The sequence below is a fragment of the Mycobacterium sp. genome (assembly GCF_032159775.1).
Taxonomy (GTDB): domain Bacteria; phylum Actinomycetota; class Actinomycetes; order Mycobacteriales; family Mycobacteriaceae; genus Mycobacterium.
In genome coordinates this window covers 60,393-77,958 of record NZ_JAVHWK010000106.1, presented here as the reverse complement: position 1 = coordinate 77,958, position 17,566 = coordinate 60,393, and the positions used below count along the sequence as shown (strand labels likewise).

At 63.8% G+C, this 17,566-nt stretch carries 20 protein-coding genes, 1 tRNA gene and 1 pseudogene; 11 read left to right on the top strand and 11 right to left on the bottom strand.

The features are described from left to right. Positions 1-135: 135 nt before the first annotated feature. The 3 genes from QOJ24_RS12070 to QOJ24_RS12060 are packed head-to-tail and all read right to left on the bottom strand — an operon-like array spanning position 136 to position 2,684. Positions 136-888 (bottom strand): alpha/beta hydrolase family protein, encoded by a 753-nt coding sequence (locus QOJ24_RS12070; protein WP_526261404.1) that lies wholly within the window; start codon positions 886-888, stop codon positions 136-138. 3 nt (positions 889-891) lie between these two features. Next, positions 892-1,791: an NAD-dependent epimerase/dehydratase family protein gene (locus QOJ24_RS12065; protein WP_526261402.1), complete on the bottom strand. Its 900-nt coding sequence runs from the start codon at positions 1,789-1,791 to the stop codon at positions 892-894. A 20-nt stretch (positions 1,792-1,811) separates the two neighbouring features. Beyond that, a complete protein-coding gene (locus QOJ24_RS12060) occupies positions 1,812-2,684 on the bottom strand; it encodes an alpha/beta fold hydrolase (protein WP_526261400.1) in 873 nt (290 codons plus the stop codon). A 442-nt stretch (positions 2,685-3,126) separates the two neighbouring features. Here QOJ24_RS12060 and QOJ24_RS12055 point away from each other — a divergent pair, with 442 nt between their 5' ends. Further along, positions 3,127-3,582: an STAS domain-containing protein gene (locus QOJ24_RS12055; protein WP_526261398.1), complete on the top strand. Its 456-nt coding sequence runs from the start codon at positions 3,127-3,129 to the stop codon at positions 3,580-3,582. A gap of 74 nt (positions 3,583-3,656) precedes the next feature. On the opposite strand, the gene QOJ24_RS12050 is transcribed toward QOJ24_RS12055, so the two are convergent. Further along, positions 3,657-3,800 (bottom strand): hypothetical protein, encoded by a 144-nt coding sequence (locus QOJ24_RS12050; protein ID WP_526261396.1) that lies wholly within the window; start codon positions 3,798-3,800, stop codon positions 3,657-3,659. A gap of 218 nt (positions 3,801-4,018) precedes the next feature. Here QOJ24_RS12050 and QOJ24_RS12045 point away from each other — a divergent pair, with 218 nt between their 5' ends. Further along, positions 4,019-5,011 carry an alpha/beta fold hydrolase gene (locus QOJ24_RS12045; RefSeq protein ID WP_526261394.1) on the top strand — a complete coding sequence of 331 codons (993 nt, stop codon included), beginning with the start codon at positions 4,019-4,021 and terminating at the stop codon, positions 5,009-5,011. Positions 5,012-5,077: 66 nt separating this feature from the next. Continuing rightward, a complete protein-coding gene (locus tag QOJ24_RS12040; protein ID WP_526261392.1) occupies positions 5,078-5,731 on the top strand; it encodes a VTT domain-containing protein in 654 nt (217 codons plus the stop codon). 22 nt (positions 5,732-5,753) lie between these two features. Here QOJ24_RS12040 and msrB read toward each other — a convergent pair whose 3' ends face one another. Then, positions 5,754-6,257, bottom strand: coding sequence for a peptide-methionine (R)-S-oxide reductase MsrB (gene msrB / locus QOJ24_RS12035; RefSeq protein WP_526261390.1), 504 nt, complete (start codon positions 6,255-6,257; stop codon positions 5,754-5,756). A 112-nt stretch (positions 6,258-6,369) separates the two neighbouring features. Here msrB and msrA point away from each other — a divergent pair, with 112 nt between their 5' ends. Next, positions 6,370-7,083 carry a peptide-methionine (S)-S-oxide reductase MsrA gene (gene msrA, locus QOJ24_RS12030; protein WP_526261388.1) on the top strand — a complete coding sequence of 238 codons (714 nt, stop codon included), beginning with the start codon at positions 6,370-6,372 and terminating at the stop codon, positions 7,081-7,083. Here the strand turns inward: msrA and QOJ24_RS12025 are convergent. Further along, complete coding sequence (locus QOJ24_RS12025) at positions 7,056-7,460, bottom strand: hypothetical protein (protein WP_526261386.1); 405 nt, start codon at positions 7,458-7,460, stop codon at positions 7,056-7,058. The genes msrA and QOJ24_RS12025 overlap by 28 nt on opposite strands. A gap of 86 nt (positions 7,461-7,546) precedes the next feature. Here QOJ24_RS12025 and QOJ24_RS12020 point away from each other — a divergent pair, with 86 nt between their 5' ends. The 5 genes and pseudogenes from QOJ24_RS12020 to QOJ24_RS12000 all read left to right on the top strand — a co-directional run bounded on the left by QOJ24_RS12020 (position 7,547) and on the right by QOJ24_RS12000 (position 10,595). Further along, entirely contained in the window at positions 7,547-7,843 is a 297-nt protein-coding gene (locus QOJ24_RS12020) for a hypothetical protein (protein ID WP_526261384.1), read from the top strand. A gap of 31 nt (positions 7,844-7,874) precedes the next feature. Continuing rightward, the gene (locus QOJ24_RS12015) at positions 7,875-8,912 is read left to right on the top strand and encodes a hypothetical protein (protein ID WP_526261382.1); all 1,038 of its coding nucleotides are present in this window, start codon (positions 7,875-7,877) and stop codon (positions 8,910-8,912) included. Next, positions 8,912-9,445 carry a hypothetical protein gene (locus tag QOJ24_RS12010; RefSeq protein WP_526261380.1) on the top strand — a complete coding sequence of 178 codons (534 nt, stop codon included), beginning with the start codon at positions 8,912-8,914 and terminating at the stop codon, positions 9,443-9,445. The genes QOJ24_RS12015 and QOJ24_RS12010 overlap by 1 nt, the downstream gene beginning before the upstream one ends. A 208-nt stretch (positions 9,446-9,653) precedes the next feature. Then, positions 9,654-9,884: pseudogene (locus QOJ24_RS12005) on the top strand (MBL fold metallo-hydrolase); the annotation flags it as partial. Positions 9,885-9,920: 36 nt separating this feature from the next. Continuing rightward, complete coding sequence (locus QOJ24_RS12000; protein ID WP_526261378.1) at positions 9,921-10,595, top strand: DUF5995 family protein; 675 nt, start codon at positions 9,921-9,923, stop codon at positions 10,593-10,595. A gap of 14 nt (positions 10,596-10,609) precedes the next feature. Here the strand turns inward: QOJ24_RS12000 and QOJ24_RS11995 are convergent, their stop codons facing one another. After that, entirely contained in the window at positions 10,610-11,416 is an 807-nt protein-coding gene (locus QOJ24_RS11995) for a hypothetical protein (protein WP_526261376.1), read from the bottom strand. A gap of 1,298 nt (positions 11,417-12,714) precedes the next feature. Here QOJ24_RS11995 and QOJ24_RS11990 point away from each other — a divergent pair. After that, positions 12,715-13,485, top strand: coding sequence for a dienelactone hydrolase family protein (locus QOJ24_RS11990; RefSeq protein ID WP_526261374.1), 771 nt, complete (start codon positions 12,715-12,717; stop codon positions 13,483-13,485). Between the two features lie 331 nt (positions 13,486-13,816). Here the strand turns inward: QOJ24_RS11990 and QOJ24_RS11985 are convergent, their stop codons facing one another. Then, a complete protein-coding gene (locus tag QOJ24_RS11985; RefSeq protein WP_526261372.1) occupies positions 13,817-14,122 on the bottom strand; it encodes a phage major capsid protein in 306 nt (101 codons plus the stop codon). Between QOJ24_RS11985 and QOJ24_RS11980 the strand changes: the two genes are divergently transcribed. Continuing rightward, entirely contained in the window at positions 14,084-14,218 is a 135-nt protein-coding gene (locus QOJ24_RS11980; protein WP_526261410.1) for a hypothetical protein, read from the top strand. The genes QOJ24_RS11985 and QOJ24_RS11980 overlap by 39 nt on opposite strands. A 5-nt stretch (positions 14,219-14,223) precedes the next feature. Here the strand turns inward: QOJ24_RS11980 and QOJ24_RS11975 are convergent, their stop codons facing one another. The 3 genes from QOJ24_RS11975 to QOJ24_RS11965 all read right to left on the bottom strand — a co-directional run bounded on the left by QOJ24_RS11975 (position 14,224) and on the right by QOJ24_RS11965 (position 17,565). After that, complete coding sequence (locus tag QOJ24_RS11975) at positions 14,224-14,946, bottom strand: hypothetical protein (RefSeq protein ID WP_526261370.1); 723 nt, start codon at positions 14,944-14,946, stop codon at positions 14,224-14,226. Between the two features lie 398 nt (positions 14,947-15,344). Next, positions 15,345-16,877: an adenylate/guanylate cyclase domain-containing protein gene (locus QOJ24_RS11970; protein ID WP_526261368.1), complete on the bottom strand. Its 1,533-nt coding sequence runs from the start codon at positions 16,875-16,877 to the stop codon at positions 15,345-15,347. Positions 16,878-17,491: 614 nt separating this feature from the next. Then, positions 17,492-17,565 (bottom strand) — tRNA-Met (locus tag QOJ24_RS11965). Position 17,566 lies beyond the last annotated feature (1 nt).

Here is a 17,566-nt window from a genome sequence, read left to right as displayed (position 1 = left end):
CGACTATCAGGTTGGACCTCGACGACCGTGCGCGATGTTTTCCACTCATGGGCCTTTCCCTGCTGCTCGACAACGTCTGTCGTTGTAAGCGGAGTTACCCGAGTAAAGCTGCGGCGAAACACCTCGGCCGAATCGTCACAGATAGGGATCGGTCCAGGCGCTGATGATCCGGGCCGCACGGGCGGCCTGGTTTTTGCCGGTGAGCAGGTGGTCGGCGCCTTCCAGGGACACGAAACTGCGGGGGTGTCGCGCGGCTCGGAAGATCTCGCTTGCGTTGGCGATGCCGACGGTGTTGTCGGTGGGCGAATGCATGACCAGCAGCGCGCGGTGCAGGGTGCGGATCTGCTCCCGGAGATCCGCGTTGCGGACGTCTTCGATGAAATGGCGTTTGAGGGTCAACGCCTTGCCGCCGACCGGGAACGGCGCCTCGCCCTCGGCATCGATCCGCGCGATCAACGCGTCGTAGTTGTGTTCGACGTGGCCCGGGTCGTACGGCGCCCCGATGCTGGCCACGGCCACGACCGTCGAACAGTCGTGGGCGGCGGCGAGCACCGCCGAGCCGCCGAAGGAATGCCCGACGAGCAGGCGGACTTCCCGGCCCGAGTCGTTCATGAACTCCACCGCGCGCACGGTGTCGGCGACCTTGTGGGAGAACGACCCGTCGCCCCAATCCCCTTCTGAGTCGCCCAGACCGAGATTGTCGAAGCGCAGCATGCCGATGCCTTCACTGGCGAGCTGCTTGCAGATCCGGCTGGCGGCCGGGCTGTCCTTGCCGAGCGTGAAACCGTGCGCGAAGACACCCCACCCGCGTGCTTCCCCCTCGGGGACATCCACACGTCCGGCCAGTGTTGGCCCGGTAGTACTCGGGAACTCGACGCGCTCGGCCATCGACTAGCCGACCAGCTCCGGGTGGAACGTTGCGACCATCCGACGGAAGCCGTCGCGCCAGTCGACCGTGGTTCCACCGACAAGCTCGCGCATCAGGGTCGCGTCGGTCGGGTTGCCGCGCAGCGCCTGCACGCTTTTCTCAAAGACCGGTTCTTTGCCGATCAGCGAGCCGATGTAGGCGCTCCACTCCTGGAGGCTGACGGCTTGTTCTCCGCACCAGTTGATGGTCGGCGCAGGCACCGCAGCCTTGTCGAGCAGCTTCGGGATCATCGCGATGATGTCGTCTTCGTGGATCGGGTTGTACACCGCGGGGCCGCCGGGCGGGACGGGGATCGCCATGTCGCCGAGCATCATCTCCATGTGGAAGAACGGCCACCCGCCGTTGTCGCCGTAGGGCACGTTGAGGCGAGCGATGATCGCGGGCACGCCGAGGGCGCGCGACATCGTCCGGACGACGACCTCGCCGGCGATTTTGGAGATGGAGTACGTGGGGAACATCGGCTTGTGGTTGTCGCCGAGGGCGGCGCGCTCGGTGCGGGGTTCGTCGTCGGGCGGATCGTAAACCGCAGCCGAGCTGCAGTGCAGGAAGCCCTTCGCGGTGCGGCAGTGCGCCATCAGCAGGCCGGCCGACTCCGCGTTGGCGCCGAGGTCCTTGTCCCACCGGCCGCTCTTGGCAACCGCGAGGTTGAGCACGTAGTCGAAATCGGTCGGAAGGGCGCTGAAGTCGCCCGAGGCCAGGTTGACGGTCTCGCACCGCACCCCCGCCTTCTCCAGGCTGTCACGCGCCGACGGGTCGCTGAACCGGGCGATGCCCCATACCTCGTTGTCGGTCGCGAGGGCCTTCGCGATGGGTGCGGCGACCTGGCCGCTCGGTCCGGTGATCAAGATCTTGGATCCGCGCATGCGCTGATCGTAAGGAATGACTAGTGCCCCGCGTGCCGGTTGAGGAAGTCGACGACCGCCTCGGCGAACAGATCGTTGCGATCGCCAGCCACCATGTGTCCGGCACCCTGCACGTCTACGAACTCGATCTGGGGGAAGCGAGCGAGGAACTCGTCGGCGCGGTCCTCGCTGACGAGGTCGCTGACCTGTCCGCGCACCAGCAGCATCGGCACGTCGTCGTCGAGGATCGCTGCGATCGCCTTGTGCATGCGATCGGGGTCGGTTACCTCGATCGGGGGATTCGCGGCGGTGCCGTCGATGAACTGCGGATCCCAGTGCCAATACCAGCGGTCACCGCGACGACGAAGGTTGGCGCGCAAGCCATTCAGATCGGTGGGTCGAGGCCGATGCGGGTTGTACTCGGCGATCATGTCGGCCACCTCGTCGAGTGAGCCGAAACCCTCCACCATCCGGTCGGCCATGAAGTCGTGGATTCGCGCCGCCCCGGCCGGGTTCATGCTCGGCACGATGTCGACCAGCACGACGGCGCTCGCGATGCCCGGCGACAGCTCACCCGCGAGCAGCATTGAGGTGAAGCCGCCGAGCGAGGCGCCCACCAGTACGGGGTTCGGCGGCAGCTGCGCAAGCACCGCAGCCACGTCTTCGGCGAACATGACGACGCGGTAGTCGCCCTCGATCGACCAGTCGGATTCGCCGTGCCCGCGGAAGTCGACGGTGATGGCCTGCCAGCCTCGACCGGCCACCGCGGCGGCGGCGCGCGCCCATGACCGCCGGGTCTGGCCGCCGCCGTGCAGGAACACCACAGCGCGAGCCTGCGGATCTCCGAGCCGGTCAGAGACGATGCGGATGCCGCTGGGCGCCTCGGTGACAAAGGGTTGCGGCGCTGTGGTCATCGTTTTGATCGTAGGGTGCGTTGCTTCACCGAAGGACTGCGATCCCCTATGTCACCACCCACACAATGCCGATAAGGGCAAACAGGGGAAGCACGAATTGCCGAAGGTGACGACGAAGCAGACGATCTGCAGCAAAATAATTAGAAGACATAGTAATGCGACGACGGTCGCCTCCCTCGCCACGGAATCCGTCGTAAAAAACAGAAGTCGGTGCCGTCAGGTTTCCTTTGCAAACAACAATGAATCCGAAAAGCGAAGCACCGCATGGATTCTTGAGAGATTGCTGAGTTTTCCGTCAACTCGCGGAATTCGTAGTACCCTCAACTTCGGTTGAGTTTCCAGCCGGCGTCGGTGCACCAGTTGGGCCTTCCGATCCGGTCTTCAGACTGCAGGGCCTTCGAGTCGAACTCGAGTGCCGTTACGCGCTGGGGAAGGAGTTGACGTGACCACTGCCAGCCCACTTCAACTGCAATACGCACATGGGCCGTCCGTCGACGAGGTGCAACGGGCCGGCAGAGCTGTCTTTCGAGCTGAAGAACTTGCCGACGGGCGCGTGCTCATCGGCGTTCACGGCGATGTCGACGCCACCAATCGCCAGGCGCTCGGTCGTTTCGTCGCCCGCCACATCCGCGTCTCCAAGCAACTCGTCCTGGATCTCACCGGCGTCGACTTCTTCGGGAGCCAGGGCTTCACCGCGCTGTACTACGTCAGTGTGCAGTGCGCACGGCGGGATGTGGACTGGATGGTCGCAGGCAGCCCAACGGTGCTGCGGATCCTGCGCATCTGCGACCCGGACCGTGAGCTACCTCTGGTCGCGGACCTCGAAGCCGCCCTGGCCAGACTGGACCACGTCGCCAAGTGCAGGCACGCCGTGGCATGGGGTGACTCGTACTCGTAGCAGAGTCAGCTGGTGAATAACGGCCCCCGGAGAAATCTCCGAGGGCCGTATGGCACCGGCGGCCGTTCGCCGCGTCAGCGCTCGCTGAACTCGTGCCGCTGGACGATGGCCAGCAGCTCCTCGCGAACAGTCGAATCCGGCATTGCGTTGATCCGTGCATAGATGCGCCGCCGACTACGGGCGCGCTTCGCGTCTGCGCGGAACTGCGCGAAAGACATTTCCTCAACTCCTTATTGCCACCCCGGATCACGGGATGTGTTTGCTGTGGTAATCCACTCGAGCGATCTGCCCACTGATACAACGCTTTGATCCTCCTTGTTAATTCTGAGTGAATCAACTTTTGCGGGGTGATCTTGAATACACATCGCCCATCGGTACTGTTTGCTGTGACGGGCGTCACCCGGCGCACGGCGAACCACCGTCTTAAGGCGGCATCGTGGATATCCTTGCGGACTGGCGCGACGGCGCGACCTCGCTGGTGTGGCGGTCGACCGAAGCCAACGACGGAGCCGACGTCACCGTGTTCGTCCGGCGAACGGGCACACCTGGCGCACCGGCGCTGGTGTGCGTACACGGCTTCCCCACATCCAGCATCGACTATTACGCGCTGGCGCGGGAATTGGCCGCCGAATTCGAGATCTTCGTCCTGGACTTCCCCGGCTACGGCCTGTCCGACAAGCCACCGGCGCCGTATGTCTACTCGCTCTTCGACGACGCGCGCCTGCTCGTGCACGCGATCACCGAAGTCTGGAAGCTAACCGACTACCTGATGGTGACCCACGACCGCGGCAGCAGCGTCGGGATGATCGCTCTGGAGATCCTCGCTGCACAGCATCCCGGCGCCGTGCCTGCCGACGTCGTCATGACGAACGCCAACATCTACCTCCCACTGGCCAACCTCACCGCGTTTCAAACCGCACTTCTCGACGACGCGACCGGTCGCGCCACGGCGGCGGTGACGACGCCGGAGCTGTTGGCGGCGGGCCTGGGAGCGAGCACCTTCATGCCGCGGCGGACCCTGGAGGACCCGGAGATCGCAGCCTTGGCGACGTGCTTTGCACACAACGACGGCATTCGGGTGCTGCCGGACACCATTGCGTATCTGCACGAGCGCGCCGAGCACGAAACCCGTTGGCTCGAAGCACTTTCCAAGAGCGACGTCAACCTTTCCCTGGCCTGGGGCGTGCATGACAACGTCGCGCCGCTTCGCGTCCCCAACCACGTATGGCGGACGTACCTCAAAGACAAGCCGGGACGAAACCGCTACTGGCTGCTGCCCACCGCCGACCATTACCTGCAATGTGACGCGCCTGCTCAGTTGGCGCAGATCATTCGGCTGACCGCAGAAGGTTCCGACATCGCGCTGCAGACACTGGGTGACCAACCCGACGGCGCCGTGCTGGTCGACCAGAGCCAGCGAGTCCGCTGATGCCGGCGGGGTGCCACGCCCCCGATGACGGCTCGGCAAAGACCGACCAATGGCATTGTTAGCGCCGTGGACATCGACGGCTTCCTGCAGACGATCCCGCCGCTGGCGGTGTATCTCATCGTGGGAACCGTCATCGGCATCGAAAGCCTCGGCATACCGTTGCCGGGCGAGATAGCGCTGGTCAGTGCGGCCCTGCTGTCGTCGCGCCATACCCTCGACATCAGCCCGGTGGGGGTCGCGACGGCCGCCACCATCGGCGCCATCGTCGGCGACACGATCGGATACTCGATCGGCCGTCGCTTTGGGATGTCACTGTTCGAACGTCTCGGCAATCGCTTCCCCAAGCACTTCGGGCCGGGACACGTGGCGCTTGCCAAGCGACTCTTCGCCCGATGGGGCGTCTGGGCGGTGTTCTTCGGCCGCTTCATCGCGCTGCTGCGGATCTTCGCCGGTCCACTGGCGGGCGCCTTGAAAATGCGGTACGCGCACTTTCTGGCCGCCAACGCCAGCGGCGCGGTGATGTGGGCCGGTGGTACCACCGCCGTCATCTACTACGCGGGCATCGCCGCCGAGCGGTGGCTGTCACGGTTCTCGTGGATCGCGCTCGTGGCGGCCGTCGTGATCGGAATCGGCGTGACATTGGTGATGCGCGAACGAACTTCGCGCCTCATCGCCGAACTGGAAGCAGAGCACGATTGGGACACTCTGCGGCGTCACTAGAAGCCTCCCGAGAATTGGAGTGCTACGTCGGCCGGAAGGTGAGCGCAACGCCGTTCATGCAGTAGCGCAGGCCGGTCGGCGCGGGTCCGTCGTTGAAGACGTGTCCGAGATGCCCGCCGCAACGGCGGCACAACACCTCGGTACGCGATATCAACAGACCGGAGTCCTCGCGTTCGATGACGGCGTCGTCCAACGTTTTCCAGAAGCTCGGCCACCCGGTGCCGCTGTCGAACTTGGTCGCCGATGAGAACAAGTCCAGCGCGCAGCCCGCGCACCCGAACACGCCGCTGCGGTGCTCGTCGTTGAGCGCGCTGCTGAAAGGCATTTCGGTGCCGGCGTGCCGAAGCACGTCGTACTGCTCGGCTGACAGCCGCTGCCGCCACTCCTGATCGGTGTGGGTGACCTCGAAGGCACCCGCCTGCGACGTCGGCGTGTCCGCCGCGGCGGTGCCACGCAGCGAATGGCACCCGGTGAGCACGCCGAGCAACGCCGCGCCGAACAGCACCCGACGGCGCGAAAGAGTCATGGCATCGACAGTAGATCCGGCAGACAACATTGGCCTTCGGCATGGTCTTACGGAAGAAGAACGTCGGCCCCTGGGTGCGCCTCGAGGCGCGATTCGCCTGGACACTGGAGCCATGGCATACGCGTCACGCGCCCGGTTCATCCTGGCGACCGTCCTCGGCTCGGCCGCAATCGCTGCGGTGGCGTTGCTCGGTGTCCATCCGGCAGGCGCGGCGGACTCTTTCGCGGTGCCGGCACCGGCCGTCGACGAGCCCGCGTCGGACGCAGGGCCCGAGACCGCGGTGTTCGCAGGCGGCTGCTTCTGGGGTGTCCAGGGAGTCTTCCAACATGTCAGCGGCGTCACGCAGGCAGAATCCGGCTACGCGGGAGGTGCCGAGGCCACCGCCCACTACGAGACCGTCGGCACCGGGTCAACCGGCCACGCCGAGTCCGTGCGCATCACCTACGACCCGACCAAGGTGACGTACGGCCGACTTCTGCAGATCTACTTCTCGGTCGTAACCGACCCGACTCAGCTCGACCGCCAGGGTCCCGATGTGGGCAGCCAGTACAGGTCGGCGATATTCGCGCAGAACGCCGACCAAGAGCGGATCGCTGCGGCCTACATCGCGCAGCTGTCCCAGGCGAACGTCTTCCCCGCCTCGATCGTTACCAGAGTCGAGCCGAACACCGGGTTCTTCCCCGCCGAGGCGTACCACCAGAACTATCTGGATTTGCACCCGACGTCGGCGTACATCGTGATGAACGACAAGCCCAAAGTGGACGATCTGGCGCGCCTGTTTCCGCAGCGGTATCGCGATCAACCGGTGCTGGTGTCGGTGACCTGATTCAGCTTCGTCTCGATCGCACGCGCAACGCGGTCACCTTCGTCGGTCAGGTCCAGCCAGCAGTACCAGGGCCACCTGTCTTTGTCGTCGTATCGCTCGACGTACTCGTGGTGGATCCGTTTCACCGAATCCTCGGGAGATGTCGTCCATGCGACGAAGCGGCCGTCGGCAGCGGTCAAGTCGCCGATGAGAGATAAGCCCTCATCCGCAAGCGCGCGAACAAGACCCAACGTCTCGGCTTGGATGGCGGCCAGTGACACGCCGGGGTTCGCCCGTTCGACGAACGAGTGGATCTGACCGAGCTCCACCCAATCGATGAGGCCTGAAACCAGAACCTTTTCTCGAGGTGAGCTGGCATCCCACACTGCCTCGTCCACACACTCATCCTAATCCGCCCCGCGAATACCGAAGCCCTCGCAATTTCGTGATCTGACGGCGGATTCGTCGCCCATATAATCCTGTCATGGCTTCGGTTCAGGTCGACGTGGCCGGGATGGACGCCCTGGCCGCCCGTTGCCAGGCGCTGGCGGCTGAGGTCGGCGGGGTGAGCGGATCTCCTGCGCTGTCGGTGCCGTCCGGGCAGGCCACTGCTGCCGCAGTCCAGGCGGTGCACGCCGACGTCGCCGCGGCCGGTACCGCGATGGGCGCGCGGCTGGAAACAACATCGGCCAAATTGGCCGCCGCAGCAGCATCATTCGCCACCCGGGAGAGCAAGTCGGCAGCCGCCGTCGCCGCGCTGGCACCGACATCAGAGGTGTGACGTGCCGGCGGCCACGAGCACGTTACCCACGTTGTCAACCGTCCAAGCCTGGGACACCGGTCATCTGACGACCGCCGCGCAGCATTGGACGAGCCGGGCGACGACGTGGGAGTCGGCGTTCACCGCCGTCTACCGAGAGATGCCGAACCCGGGCGGCACGTCGTGGTCAGGCGCGGCTGCCGACGCCGCACTTCTGCGTGCGCACTCCGATCGGGTCAAGGTGCTCGCCGTCGTCGACCAATTGCACGATGCCGCAGCGACAGCGCGTAGCGGAGCCCTCGAGTTGGACGGGGCCAAGCAACGCGTGCTGTCGGCGGTCAACAGTGCACAGTCAGCCGGATACGTCGTGACAGAGGATCTATCGGTGGGCTATCCGCGGCGCGTCAGTTCGCCCGCCGAAGCCGCTATCCGTCAGGTGCAGGCCCAGACGATGGCTACCGATATCCGAACTCGGGCAGGCACACTCGCGACTCTCGACCACAAGGTCGCAGTCGATATCACAACGAAGGCGATGGGCGTCGGGGCGATGGACTTCCCGGAGGCGCCGCCGGGTGCGGACGCCTTGTCGGTGAAAAACGAAAAAGACGTCCACCGCATCGTGGATCCGCTGCCTCCTGGCCGCAGCCCTGACGTCAAAATGGTGCCCAACGGCGGCACGCCCGGGCTCTACGGAACTCTCACGGAGAACGGCACACCCATACCCCCCGGCACCTACCCGGGGCAGGTGTCTGTTCTCCCTGACGGCACACGGATCAGCTACCGCCCCACCAGCAAGTCAGGCGGCGGCACGATCGACATCAAGTATCCCGATGGCAGCACCGTGAAGATCCACGAGTTTCCCGCACCTCAACCGCCCCCTGCACCCGTACCGGCGCCGGCCCCGGCACCGGTGCCTGCTCCTGTGCCGGCTCCCGCGCCGCCACCCCTGACAATTCCGGACCCCGGCATTCACCTGCCCAGCCTGCCCCCGCCGCCGTCCCTTCCCGTCGAGGGAACTGCGCCTGCGGCGGCCGCGGGAGGCATCGGGCTGGGAATCCTCGCAGTCCTCGGCTCCCTGATCTTCGGTTGATGTCCATCACCGATCTCACCGCACTTCCTGCCGCGGCGGCACCGGAGTGGTTGACGAGGGTAGGCATACCCGCCGGCTGGCGCGTGGGCCGCTACATGGGTGACGGTGCGATCGAGCCGTGGAGTGCAGCGGTACGCGGTGAGCGAGCAGATGGTACCTGGGACGCTTGCGAAACCATCGTCGTCTTTGGATTCACGGGAATTCCTGTTGCGCAGGATGTTTGGGAGCTGTGCGAATCTTCGCTACGCGCGCTGAACGCCGACAACATCGTCGTCGTCGAGATCGACACACCACCGGAGCAGGGGGTTTCGGTCGTCAGCGGGAGCGGGCTGTTCCTGGTGGATGACCGATTGATCCACGGGCAGTTCAACTATTACACGGTTGGATCGCCACTAGTCGGGCAAGGCCGCATGATCCAGCAGTGCCTGTACGTCGACGCATCCCGAAGAGCCGAGTTCGAGGCGGCTCTCGCGCGCTTGGGCGACGAACTTCACAACGCGTTCGTCAACGGACCAGCCTGCCGATCGGGATGACCTTCGGGATCCGCTCGCGTTCGACCGGAATGAAGGCTATTTCACAAGTCCGTCGAACGCGCATTCAGAAGGAGAAGTCATGAGCGTGGACAACATTTCAGATCTCGGTACGCACGGGCTCGATGAGTTGGTTCCGTCGCGCTACGCCGTTTCGGTCGGCGACATCGATGTGTTGGTGATCAGCGACGGCGTGCTGCCGATCACCGCGCTGACGTTCGCAGGCGACGCCGTGTTCGCACCTGGGTTCGGCAACCCCGAGTGGCACAACGGCTTCGAACACGACCCCGAAGAGGCGGCGCGCGTCCGGATCCGTCTCCTGCGGGAGCTGGCGGCCAGCGGAGAGTCGATGGTGGCCACCCACCTGCCGTTCCCATCCGCCTGCCGGGTGAAGGCCGCAGGCGACGTCTTCCGGTGCGTGCCGACAGCATGGGATTATTGAGTCCCCGCCTGCGCCAACGTCTGGTGTGATGGACGAATGAGTGCAACTACTGTTTCTGACGTACTCACTCGGATGCGGGCCATCTCCGCCGAAGTGCCACACGGTGACGGCGCAGGCGTGTTCAACAACGTCTACCTGCAGGTGACCGAGATGGTCGCCAATCGTTTGAAGACACCCGGCGTGTTCCACGACGATGCGTTCATTGCCGACCTCGATGTGCGGTTCGCCGGCTATTGGTTCACCGCGTACGACGCAGCACGAGTAAAGCCGAAGGCATGGGCACCGCTGTTCGCCGCGCGGAGAAACAAAGGCGTATTGCCCATCCAATTCGCGCTCGCCGGCATGAACGCGCACATCGAAAACGATCTGCCCCTGGCAGTGGTCGCAACCTGCGCGGCACGCGGTCGAACACCCAGCAGCCCCGGTGTCCGCGAGGATTATGACAAAGTCAACGACCTGCTCGCCGACGTCGAAGCCGAGATCAGGCGGTCATTTCTCACTGAGGCCGAGAATTTGATCGACGACAGCGTCGAGGCCGTCGTGCACCTCATCAGCTCGTGGGACATCGAAAAGGCCCGCGACTTCGCATGGTTGAACGTTCAGACCCTGTGGGAGCTGCGACGCATCGGCCCTCTTTACGGCGCATACACCGCAACACTGGCCCGCACCGTCGGGATGGGCTCCCGACTGCTTCTCACTTCGCCCAATTGAGCGTCACCGCCTGACTAGGAGGCGGCGAGTTCGACGCGCAGCGAATCGCTGTCCCTCAAGATGACGGTCGGCGAATCCGCCTGCCACTGCGCAGGAATCAAGAACCACCGGTCGTTCGCGTAAGCGAGCAGTTTGTATCCGCTGTAGGTGAACGGCCACGACTGCTTGTCCACCGGCCCTTGGAAGTTCGGCTTTTGAATGCCCGCGATCCCGAGATCGGCCTTGCTATGGACGGTTGCAGCGGGCCGCGGCAGAGTACCGGCGGCGATATCTGCGGCTATCGAGGTCCCGATACCAGCGGCATAGATCGACACCGCCCAAAACATTGCGGCGACGGTCAACACCAGCCCGATGACAACGACGATCACCGGAAGCGGGAGAACCGCTGCACGGTGGTAGAAGACGTACTGCACCACAATCAGCACGCCGCTGATGCAGAGCGCAACCGCCGCCGACCACGGATCCACAACGTCGACCAACCCAAGGATCCCGAAAACGGCGAATGCGCCGGCGGCAGCAGCGAGCGTCGCACGCAGACACAGATGCAGCCACCATCTCGCGAACCTGCGGTCCAACACGTCCGCGCCTATCAATACCAGGACAAGGCCCGCGACCGCGAGGATGGACCAGATCACCGGCCTGAAGAACACGTCCGCGCTGCGCAGGACGAAATCGGTTGTGCTGTACCGAAGAATGCCGACCGGTACCCCGAAGTAGTCGTAGAGCACTCGGGTGCGAACCCAGCCGAAATACAGCATCAGCGCTGACAACAACGCGCTCGCCCCTGCGATTGCTCCCAGCGTTTCAAGCAGACCCTTCACCGGGAACACCGCGTCATTCGGCTGCTTGTCAGCGCTCTCTGATGTTGCTTCAGCGACTGAGCTCGGGCTTGTCATGGCGAGGAAACCGCTGGGACGGTCAGGTCGTTGGGCACAGCCACGTCCTGCGGGGGAAGGATCTCAGGTGGCATCGGCTCTGGCCGCACGCCTGGAATCGGATCGCCCGGCTTCGCAATCGCAGTGGGGGGCGCTGGCGGCACCCCAGGTATCGGCGTGAGGGAATCACCGCCAATAACCGGTGCCGTAGGCACGCCCGGCATGGGCTGCACTCCGGGAATGGGCTGCACACCTGGAATGGGCTGATCGGGGGGAAGACCATTGCCTGCCTGGTGATCGACCCCACCTGACTGCGACTCCACGCCGGAATGTGGCGCGGTGGGAAAATCCTGTGGCATCGGCGAGTGGCAGCCGACCAAGGCTGCGGTCGTTATGCCGAATGCGGTCAATGCAACCGCCGTCCGCTTCTTCACCATCGCTACGCCTCCCGCCGAACCTCTGTCCTCCGGTACTCGTCTGGACCGAATAGGGAAATTGTCGGCGCGCGAAAATGTGGCGGCTACAGTAGTCGACTACGTCAATCGACCGCTCAAGGCCATGAAAACGGCCCCCGGAGATCTCTCTCCGAGGGCCGTTTCTTTAGTAGCGGGGACAGGATTGGAACCTGCGACCTCTGGGTTATGAGCTACGTGCCGGGGGTTTTACTCTGCTCGCTTGATCCCAAATATGCAGCTCAACGTTGGACGAGAGTCCTAGCCGTTGCACCCCGTCGCACGCACTCCGGGCTGTTTCGCAGAGTTTTGTTCCCAAATCTGTTCCCAATGTTGAACACCTTGCACGACCGCAGGATCGCAAAATCTGGGCAACATCCAGATGTATCGCCCGGTTTTGAGCCGACGGGTAACTCCCCTAGATGTCGTCCCAAAATTTCAAGTTCGTGGGTGAATTCGGTCAGGAGGGTCATCTTCGCTCCAACCGTCGCATCGTATATGTCGGGACGTATCTGACTTCTACGGGTTGAATACGAGGAGTGGTTTGCCCCCATGTTCGGGAGCTTCCGCTAGACAGACGGGGTCGCTGAAGTTTTCGACGGGATGGGCTGGCCTTCCGGCACGCGTAACACCCCGCTGTCGGCGAGCTGAACCGTCCGATCGATCACGGCTGCAATTCGATCCTGTGTGGTCTCGGTGAGCCAGCGGAACAACCAGAACACTGGCGGCCGGCAACTTCGGCCGAGAGCGAACGACGACGAGGGGACGGCAACCGCTCGATAGCTTGGGTTGATGGGTGCAACGCGTGAACTCACCTACGACGTAGACGGCCTGACGATGGTCGCCCACCTGGCGTGGCCGCACGGCGAGGGGCCTTGGCCTGCCGTGCTTATTGGACACGACGGGATCGGCCTCGACGACTATCAACGGCGTCGCGCCGACGACCTGGCTGCGCACGGTTACGTCGCCTTGGCTATGGATTATCACGGTGGTCAGTTGTTCTTCGGTAGGCCGGAAGCGATGCTGGCCCGGGTCATGCCCCTGTTGGCCGATGCTGAGCGGATGCAGGCTATCGGCCGTGCCGCGCTTGATGTCCTTGTAGCGGTGCCTGGTGTCGACACTGACCGGCTCGCCGCCCTCGGCTACGGCGCCGGCGGCCGAATCGTGCTCGAACTCGCCAGTGCAGGGGTTCCGTTCAAGGCCGTTGCTGTCGTCCATCCCGGCCTGCCAGACGTCAGCGCTGAGGACTGGACCAATGTAACCGGCGCGTTCCTTCTGTGTACCGGCTCCGAAGACCCGCTCTGCACCCCTGACCAGATCCTCGCGTTTGGCCGCGCACTGCAGGACGCCGGAGTCGACTGGCGCGTGAATGTCTATGGCGGAGCCAAGCATGCCTTCTGGGCCCGGCCGACAAACCCCGATGGGTCGCCCGCCGGGGGAATCACCCACACCGCGGCCACCGTGCCCGGCGTCGGTTATCACCCAACGCACACTCCGCGCGCATGGCATGCGGTGCTCGACCTGTTCGACGAGGCTTTCGGGACTTTGCCCGAGACAGCCTGAAAGAACCAGCCGTGCCGTCTCACGGACCGCCTGCGTTGTTACTGGTGCAATTGTCCATCGCGTCGCGCAGTTTCGTCGAGGCGAGACCCTCTCTCGACTACGCGGCTGCGAGGCTCAAAACGGCTTCGACGTGGGGCGGGCGGGGCTCGAACCCGCGACCAATTGATCAGCGAAAAGGTGAGCGCGGCGATTCTACTTATTGCCTTTACCGGCTGTCCTGCAACAGTTTTGGTCGCTGATAGCATACAAAACATGCGTGTTAATTGCCGCCGGATCGCAGTCATTGACGGCGAATAAACAGCAACCCCCTTACGAAGTGATCCTCACGTGGCTAGCAACGGCCGGATCGACGGGGTAGTAGTGAGGACCCGCCGCTGAGGATTTCGCCCGCCGACCACGTACTAGGGTGCAACTCACTTCTTTCGGCTTGCGCGCCAGCCCGCGAAGCACATTGACCGCGCCTCTGAATGCTTGCTGTGCTTGTGGGAACCACTTCCACGCCCAACAGCTGATTACCCGCAGCGTTGGTCGGGTCAGGATCAACCAAATACCTACCAAGGGAATCCTTGGTGCGGCGCAGCGCAGACCACGTGTTCGGATGCAGCACATCAAGGCGGTTGCCGACCTGCTCGGGCATAGCTCGATCAGCATCACCGGCGGTATCTACGGGCACACGTCGGATGCAACGACTCGCGCAGCGGTCGACAGGTTGTCCGGCGCCGTTGGGCTGTAGTAAGGCTAACTGGACAAAGACTGATCGCCTGAAACGTGAGGGTCGGATTGCGCCGACCGTGTTATGTTCTCGGCTCCGCCACGCCAAAAGGACAAGACAAGTCCGAGAGCCAAAAAGAAGACGATGAACAGCGTGCCGCCGAGGTAATAATTCATCGGGCCGCCGGGTGAAATGAACAGGCCTGGAGCGCCGACAATTGTGATCGTCTCCACGAGTTGTTCGATCGCGAAGACCGCGCCAAGAACTCCCAACCAGCGGGGAAACAGGCCAGCTGCGGCGGCCAAAACTATTGGCAGCGCCACCATAACGTCGGCAACGGTCAAGATCGGCCCCCACATCGCTGAGACGTCCATCAGGGCGCGCGCGATCCCCGGGTCGAGATGATCGGCATGCAACGCAAGCCCACTCCAAAACCAGGTCACAATGCTGACCTCGACAAGCACCATTGCTGAACCGATGGTAAAGACATACGCGAAAGGCCCCCTTAGCCTCTCGCGGGCGTAACCCAGCACGATCACTAATGCCAGCGCTCCCAATGCGCCTAACAGGCCCTGCACACGCGTGGCGCTCGCATGGTCGCGCAGATACGACACGACGGCATCGCCGGATTTGTCGACCCCGGGTGATCCGGCAAGGGAAGAGAGACCCGCAAGGTAAAGCACGCCGAACAGGACAGCGGCGACAGCCGGAACGTAGCGGTGGTTTGACCACGCATTGATCGACTTCATGGCGACACGATAACCCCGGGCTCGGCGGGATAGTCCGTCCCGCGCTAACGGGCGTATGCGTTTGCTGGCGGGCGACCCCCACAAGCCAGTTTGGGTAGAGGGTTTGGGTACGGACGCGAAAAGGGCGGTTTCCGATGTTCGGAACCACCTCTGACCTGCGTCGGGCTGACAGGATTTGAACCTGCGACCACTTGACCCCCAGTCGGATATTAGGTGAATTCGCTTGTCTTGCAACGACTCTGGAACTGCAATGACCATCGAAAACTGTCTCAAGCGGTTCCACGTTGACTGTCCGAATTCGCCCTAGTTGTGACAAGTCCGTGACAACGGCCGCGTCGAAGCCGTCGTTGCCGGCTCGTCTGCACGGTCTGCTAGCAGCGGTTTTGATCCACGTTCCCCTAGCTAGTGAGGTCAACCCGAGCGTCGGTCTCTTGGTCGAGGCCGAAGACATGCACGGACGCTGACTTTCCCTTCAGGTCATGTGGTCCCCGGTCGGTTAGTCCGGGCGGTCGAGAAATCAGCGCGTCGACGGTGTGGTGGGTGAGCAGGATTGTGTCGCCGGTGGTTTTGGTGAGCTGTTCGACGCGGGCGGCGACGTTGACGGTGTCGCCGATCAGAGTGAACTCGAGTTTGCCTGCGCCGCCAATGGTTCCGGCGATCACCAGACCGGTGTTGATCCCGATGCCAATTCGCAGCTCCTCGCCGAATCGCTCGGCGACGAGCTGCTGAATCAACACCGCGGCCGACACACCCGCATCGGCATGATCGCTCAGGTCATTCGGTGCACCGAAGACGGCCAGCGCGCCGTCGCCGAGGAACTTGTTGACATGCCCACCCGCATCGACCACAGCGGGCACCACAATCTCGAATAATGCATTGAGGCGCGCGACCGTGTCCTCGGCGGTGTTGGCCTCGGCGAAAGGGGTGAAGTCGCGGATGTCGACGAACATCACCGTCACCTCGCGGCGCTCACCGGTGAAGATGTCGTCGCCCTGCTCGAGTAGCCGCGCCGCCAGGGCTGGATCGACGTACGTTCCGAACGCGGCCTGAAGTCGCTGCCGCTCAGCCAAACCGGCCTGCATCCGGTTGAACGACGCCGACAGCGCACCCAGATCGTCGTCCTGAACCACCGGCAGCCGTCGGCTGTAGTCGCCAGCCGCCACACGCTTGGTTCCTTCTGCCAAATCGCGGATCGGCCGCAGCGACGGTGAGAACGCGACGCCGACGGTCAGCGGCACCGCGAAGGCAAGCGTCAACACACCCCCGATCACGACCGCGAGCACGGGCATCTCCCTAACCCGATCGAATACCGCCGCGACCACCGCGCCCCCGACCGTAGCTATGAACATGGCCGCGAGAATGGACACGTTCGACCACGCGGCGATAGTCGGCTGGGAGCGGGGCAGGGAGTCACCGATGTCCGTGTCACCGGCGAGGGCGACCCGCGCTGGCCGCAACGCTGCCTCCGCGAAGCTGTGCATGGCGGGCAATACGTAGGCACCACCGAAGGCTGCGCCCAGGATTCCGTACTGAACGAGCCGCGACCCACTGGCCCCGGCTATCGCACCGACAACGACCGCTAGTACGCCGCCGCAAACCGCGCTGCTCCCGACCGCTCGGACAATCAGTCCCCGAGCGTAGGCGTAGGTGGCGTCCAGCGTCCTCGCGCGATCGACGTCATGGTCGCCTACCCACTGCTCCACAAGATGGAGCCGGCCCAGGCCGGGAAGAACGGCCACCCACGCCAGCACCAGCATCGCGACAACGGTGACGGCGGCCGCCCCAGCGTAGTGACCGGGCTCCTCGAAAGCGACAACGACAAACGACAAAAGCAGGTAGTGCGGCAGCAACACGAAGAACGTGACCGCCCAGATCGCCCACGAGTACCTCGCCCCATACCGATCCCACGCCCACTGCCAAATGCGATCCATGCCTGAGACTAAACGGCTAGCCACCTGGTCATCCCTGTTGACCCGCACCTAGGTTGCTCCGCCGATGGCTCGGCTATCGGGGCGGCCGTCTTCGTTCTATTGGCGAAATGACCCGACACGACATACGCCTGTACGAGAGGTGGCGTCCTCGCCTGGTGCATCGGTCTCAGTAACTAACGTTGTGGGTTTCTCGAAAGTCGCAGCGAAAGTATCGGGTCGCGCGGGTGATCGTTACAGTGGCGGGCCAGCTCAGTTGACCCAGGACGGTGGATTGATAGAACGGTGGATCGCCGTCTCGATGGATGGTCAATACGGGACGTTTGTGACGTACCGCGTCGTGGCTCGAGATCCCGACGAATTTGTCCTGCTCGCGGACGGAACTGAGGTGTGGCGTGGCAAGAAGGACCCTAGTGGTTCGTCTTTATGTGACGCCGTGATCCTTACCGCCGCCGGGCGCTTCGTCTCCGATAGCACAGACGTATAAGCGTGCGCTCCTTCCCGCGGCGCATCCGAGTTGTTCCCACGTAGTCGTTAGCGATGCGAATGTTCCCAAACGTGTTCCCAACCGGCATGAAAACGGCCCCCGGAGAGTTCTCCGGGGGCCGTTTCTTTAGTAGCGGGGACAGGATTCGAACCTGCGACCTCTGGGTTATGAGCCCAGCGAGCTACCGAGCTGCTCCACCCCGCGT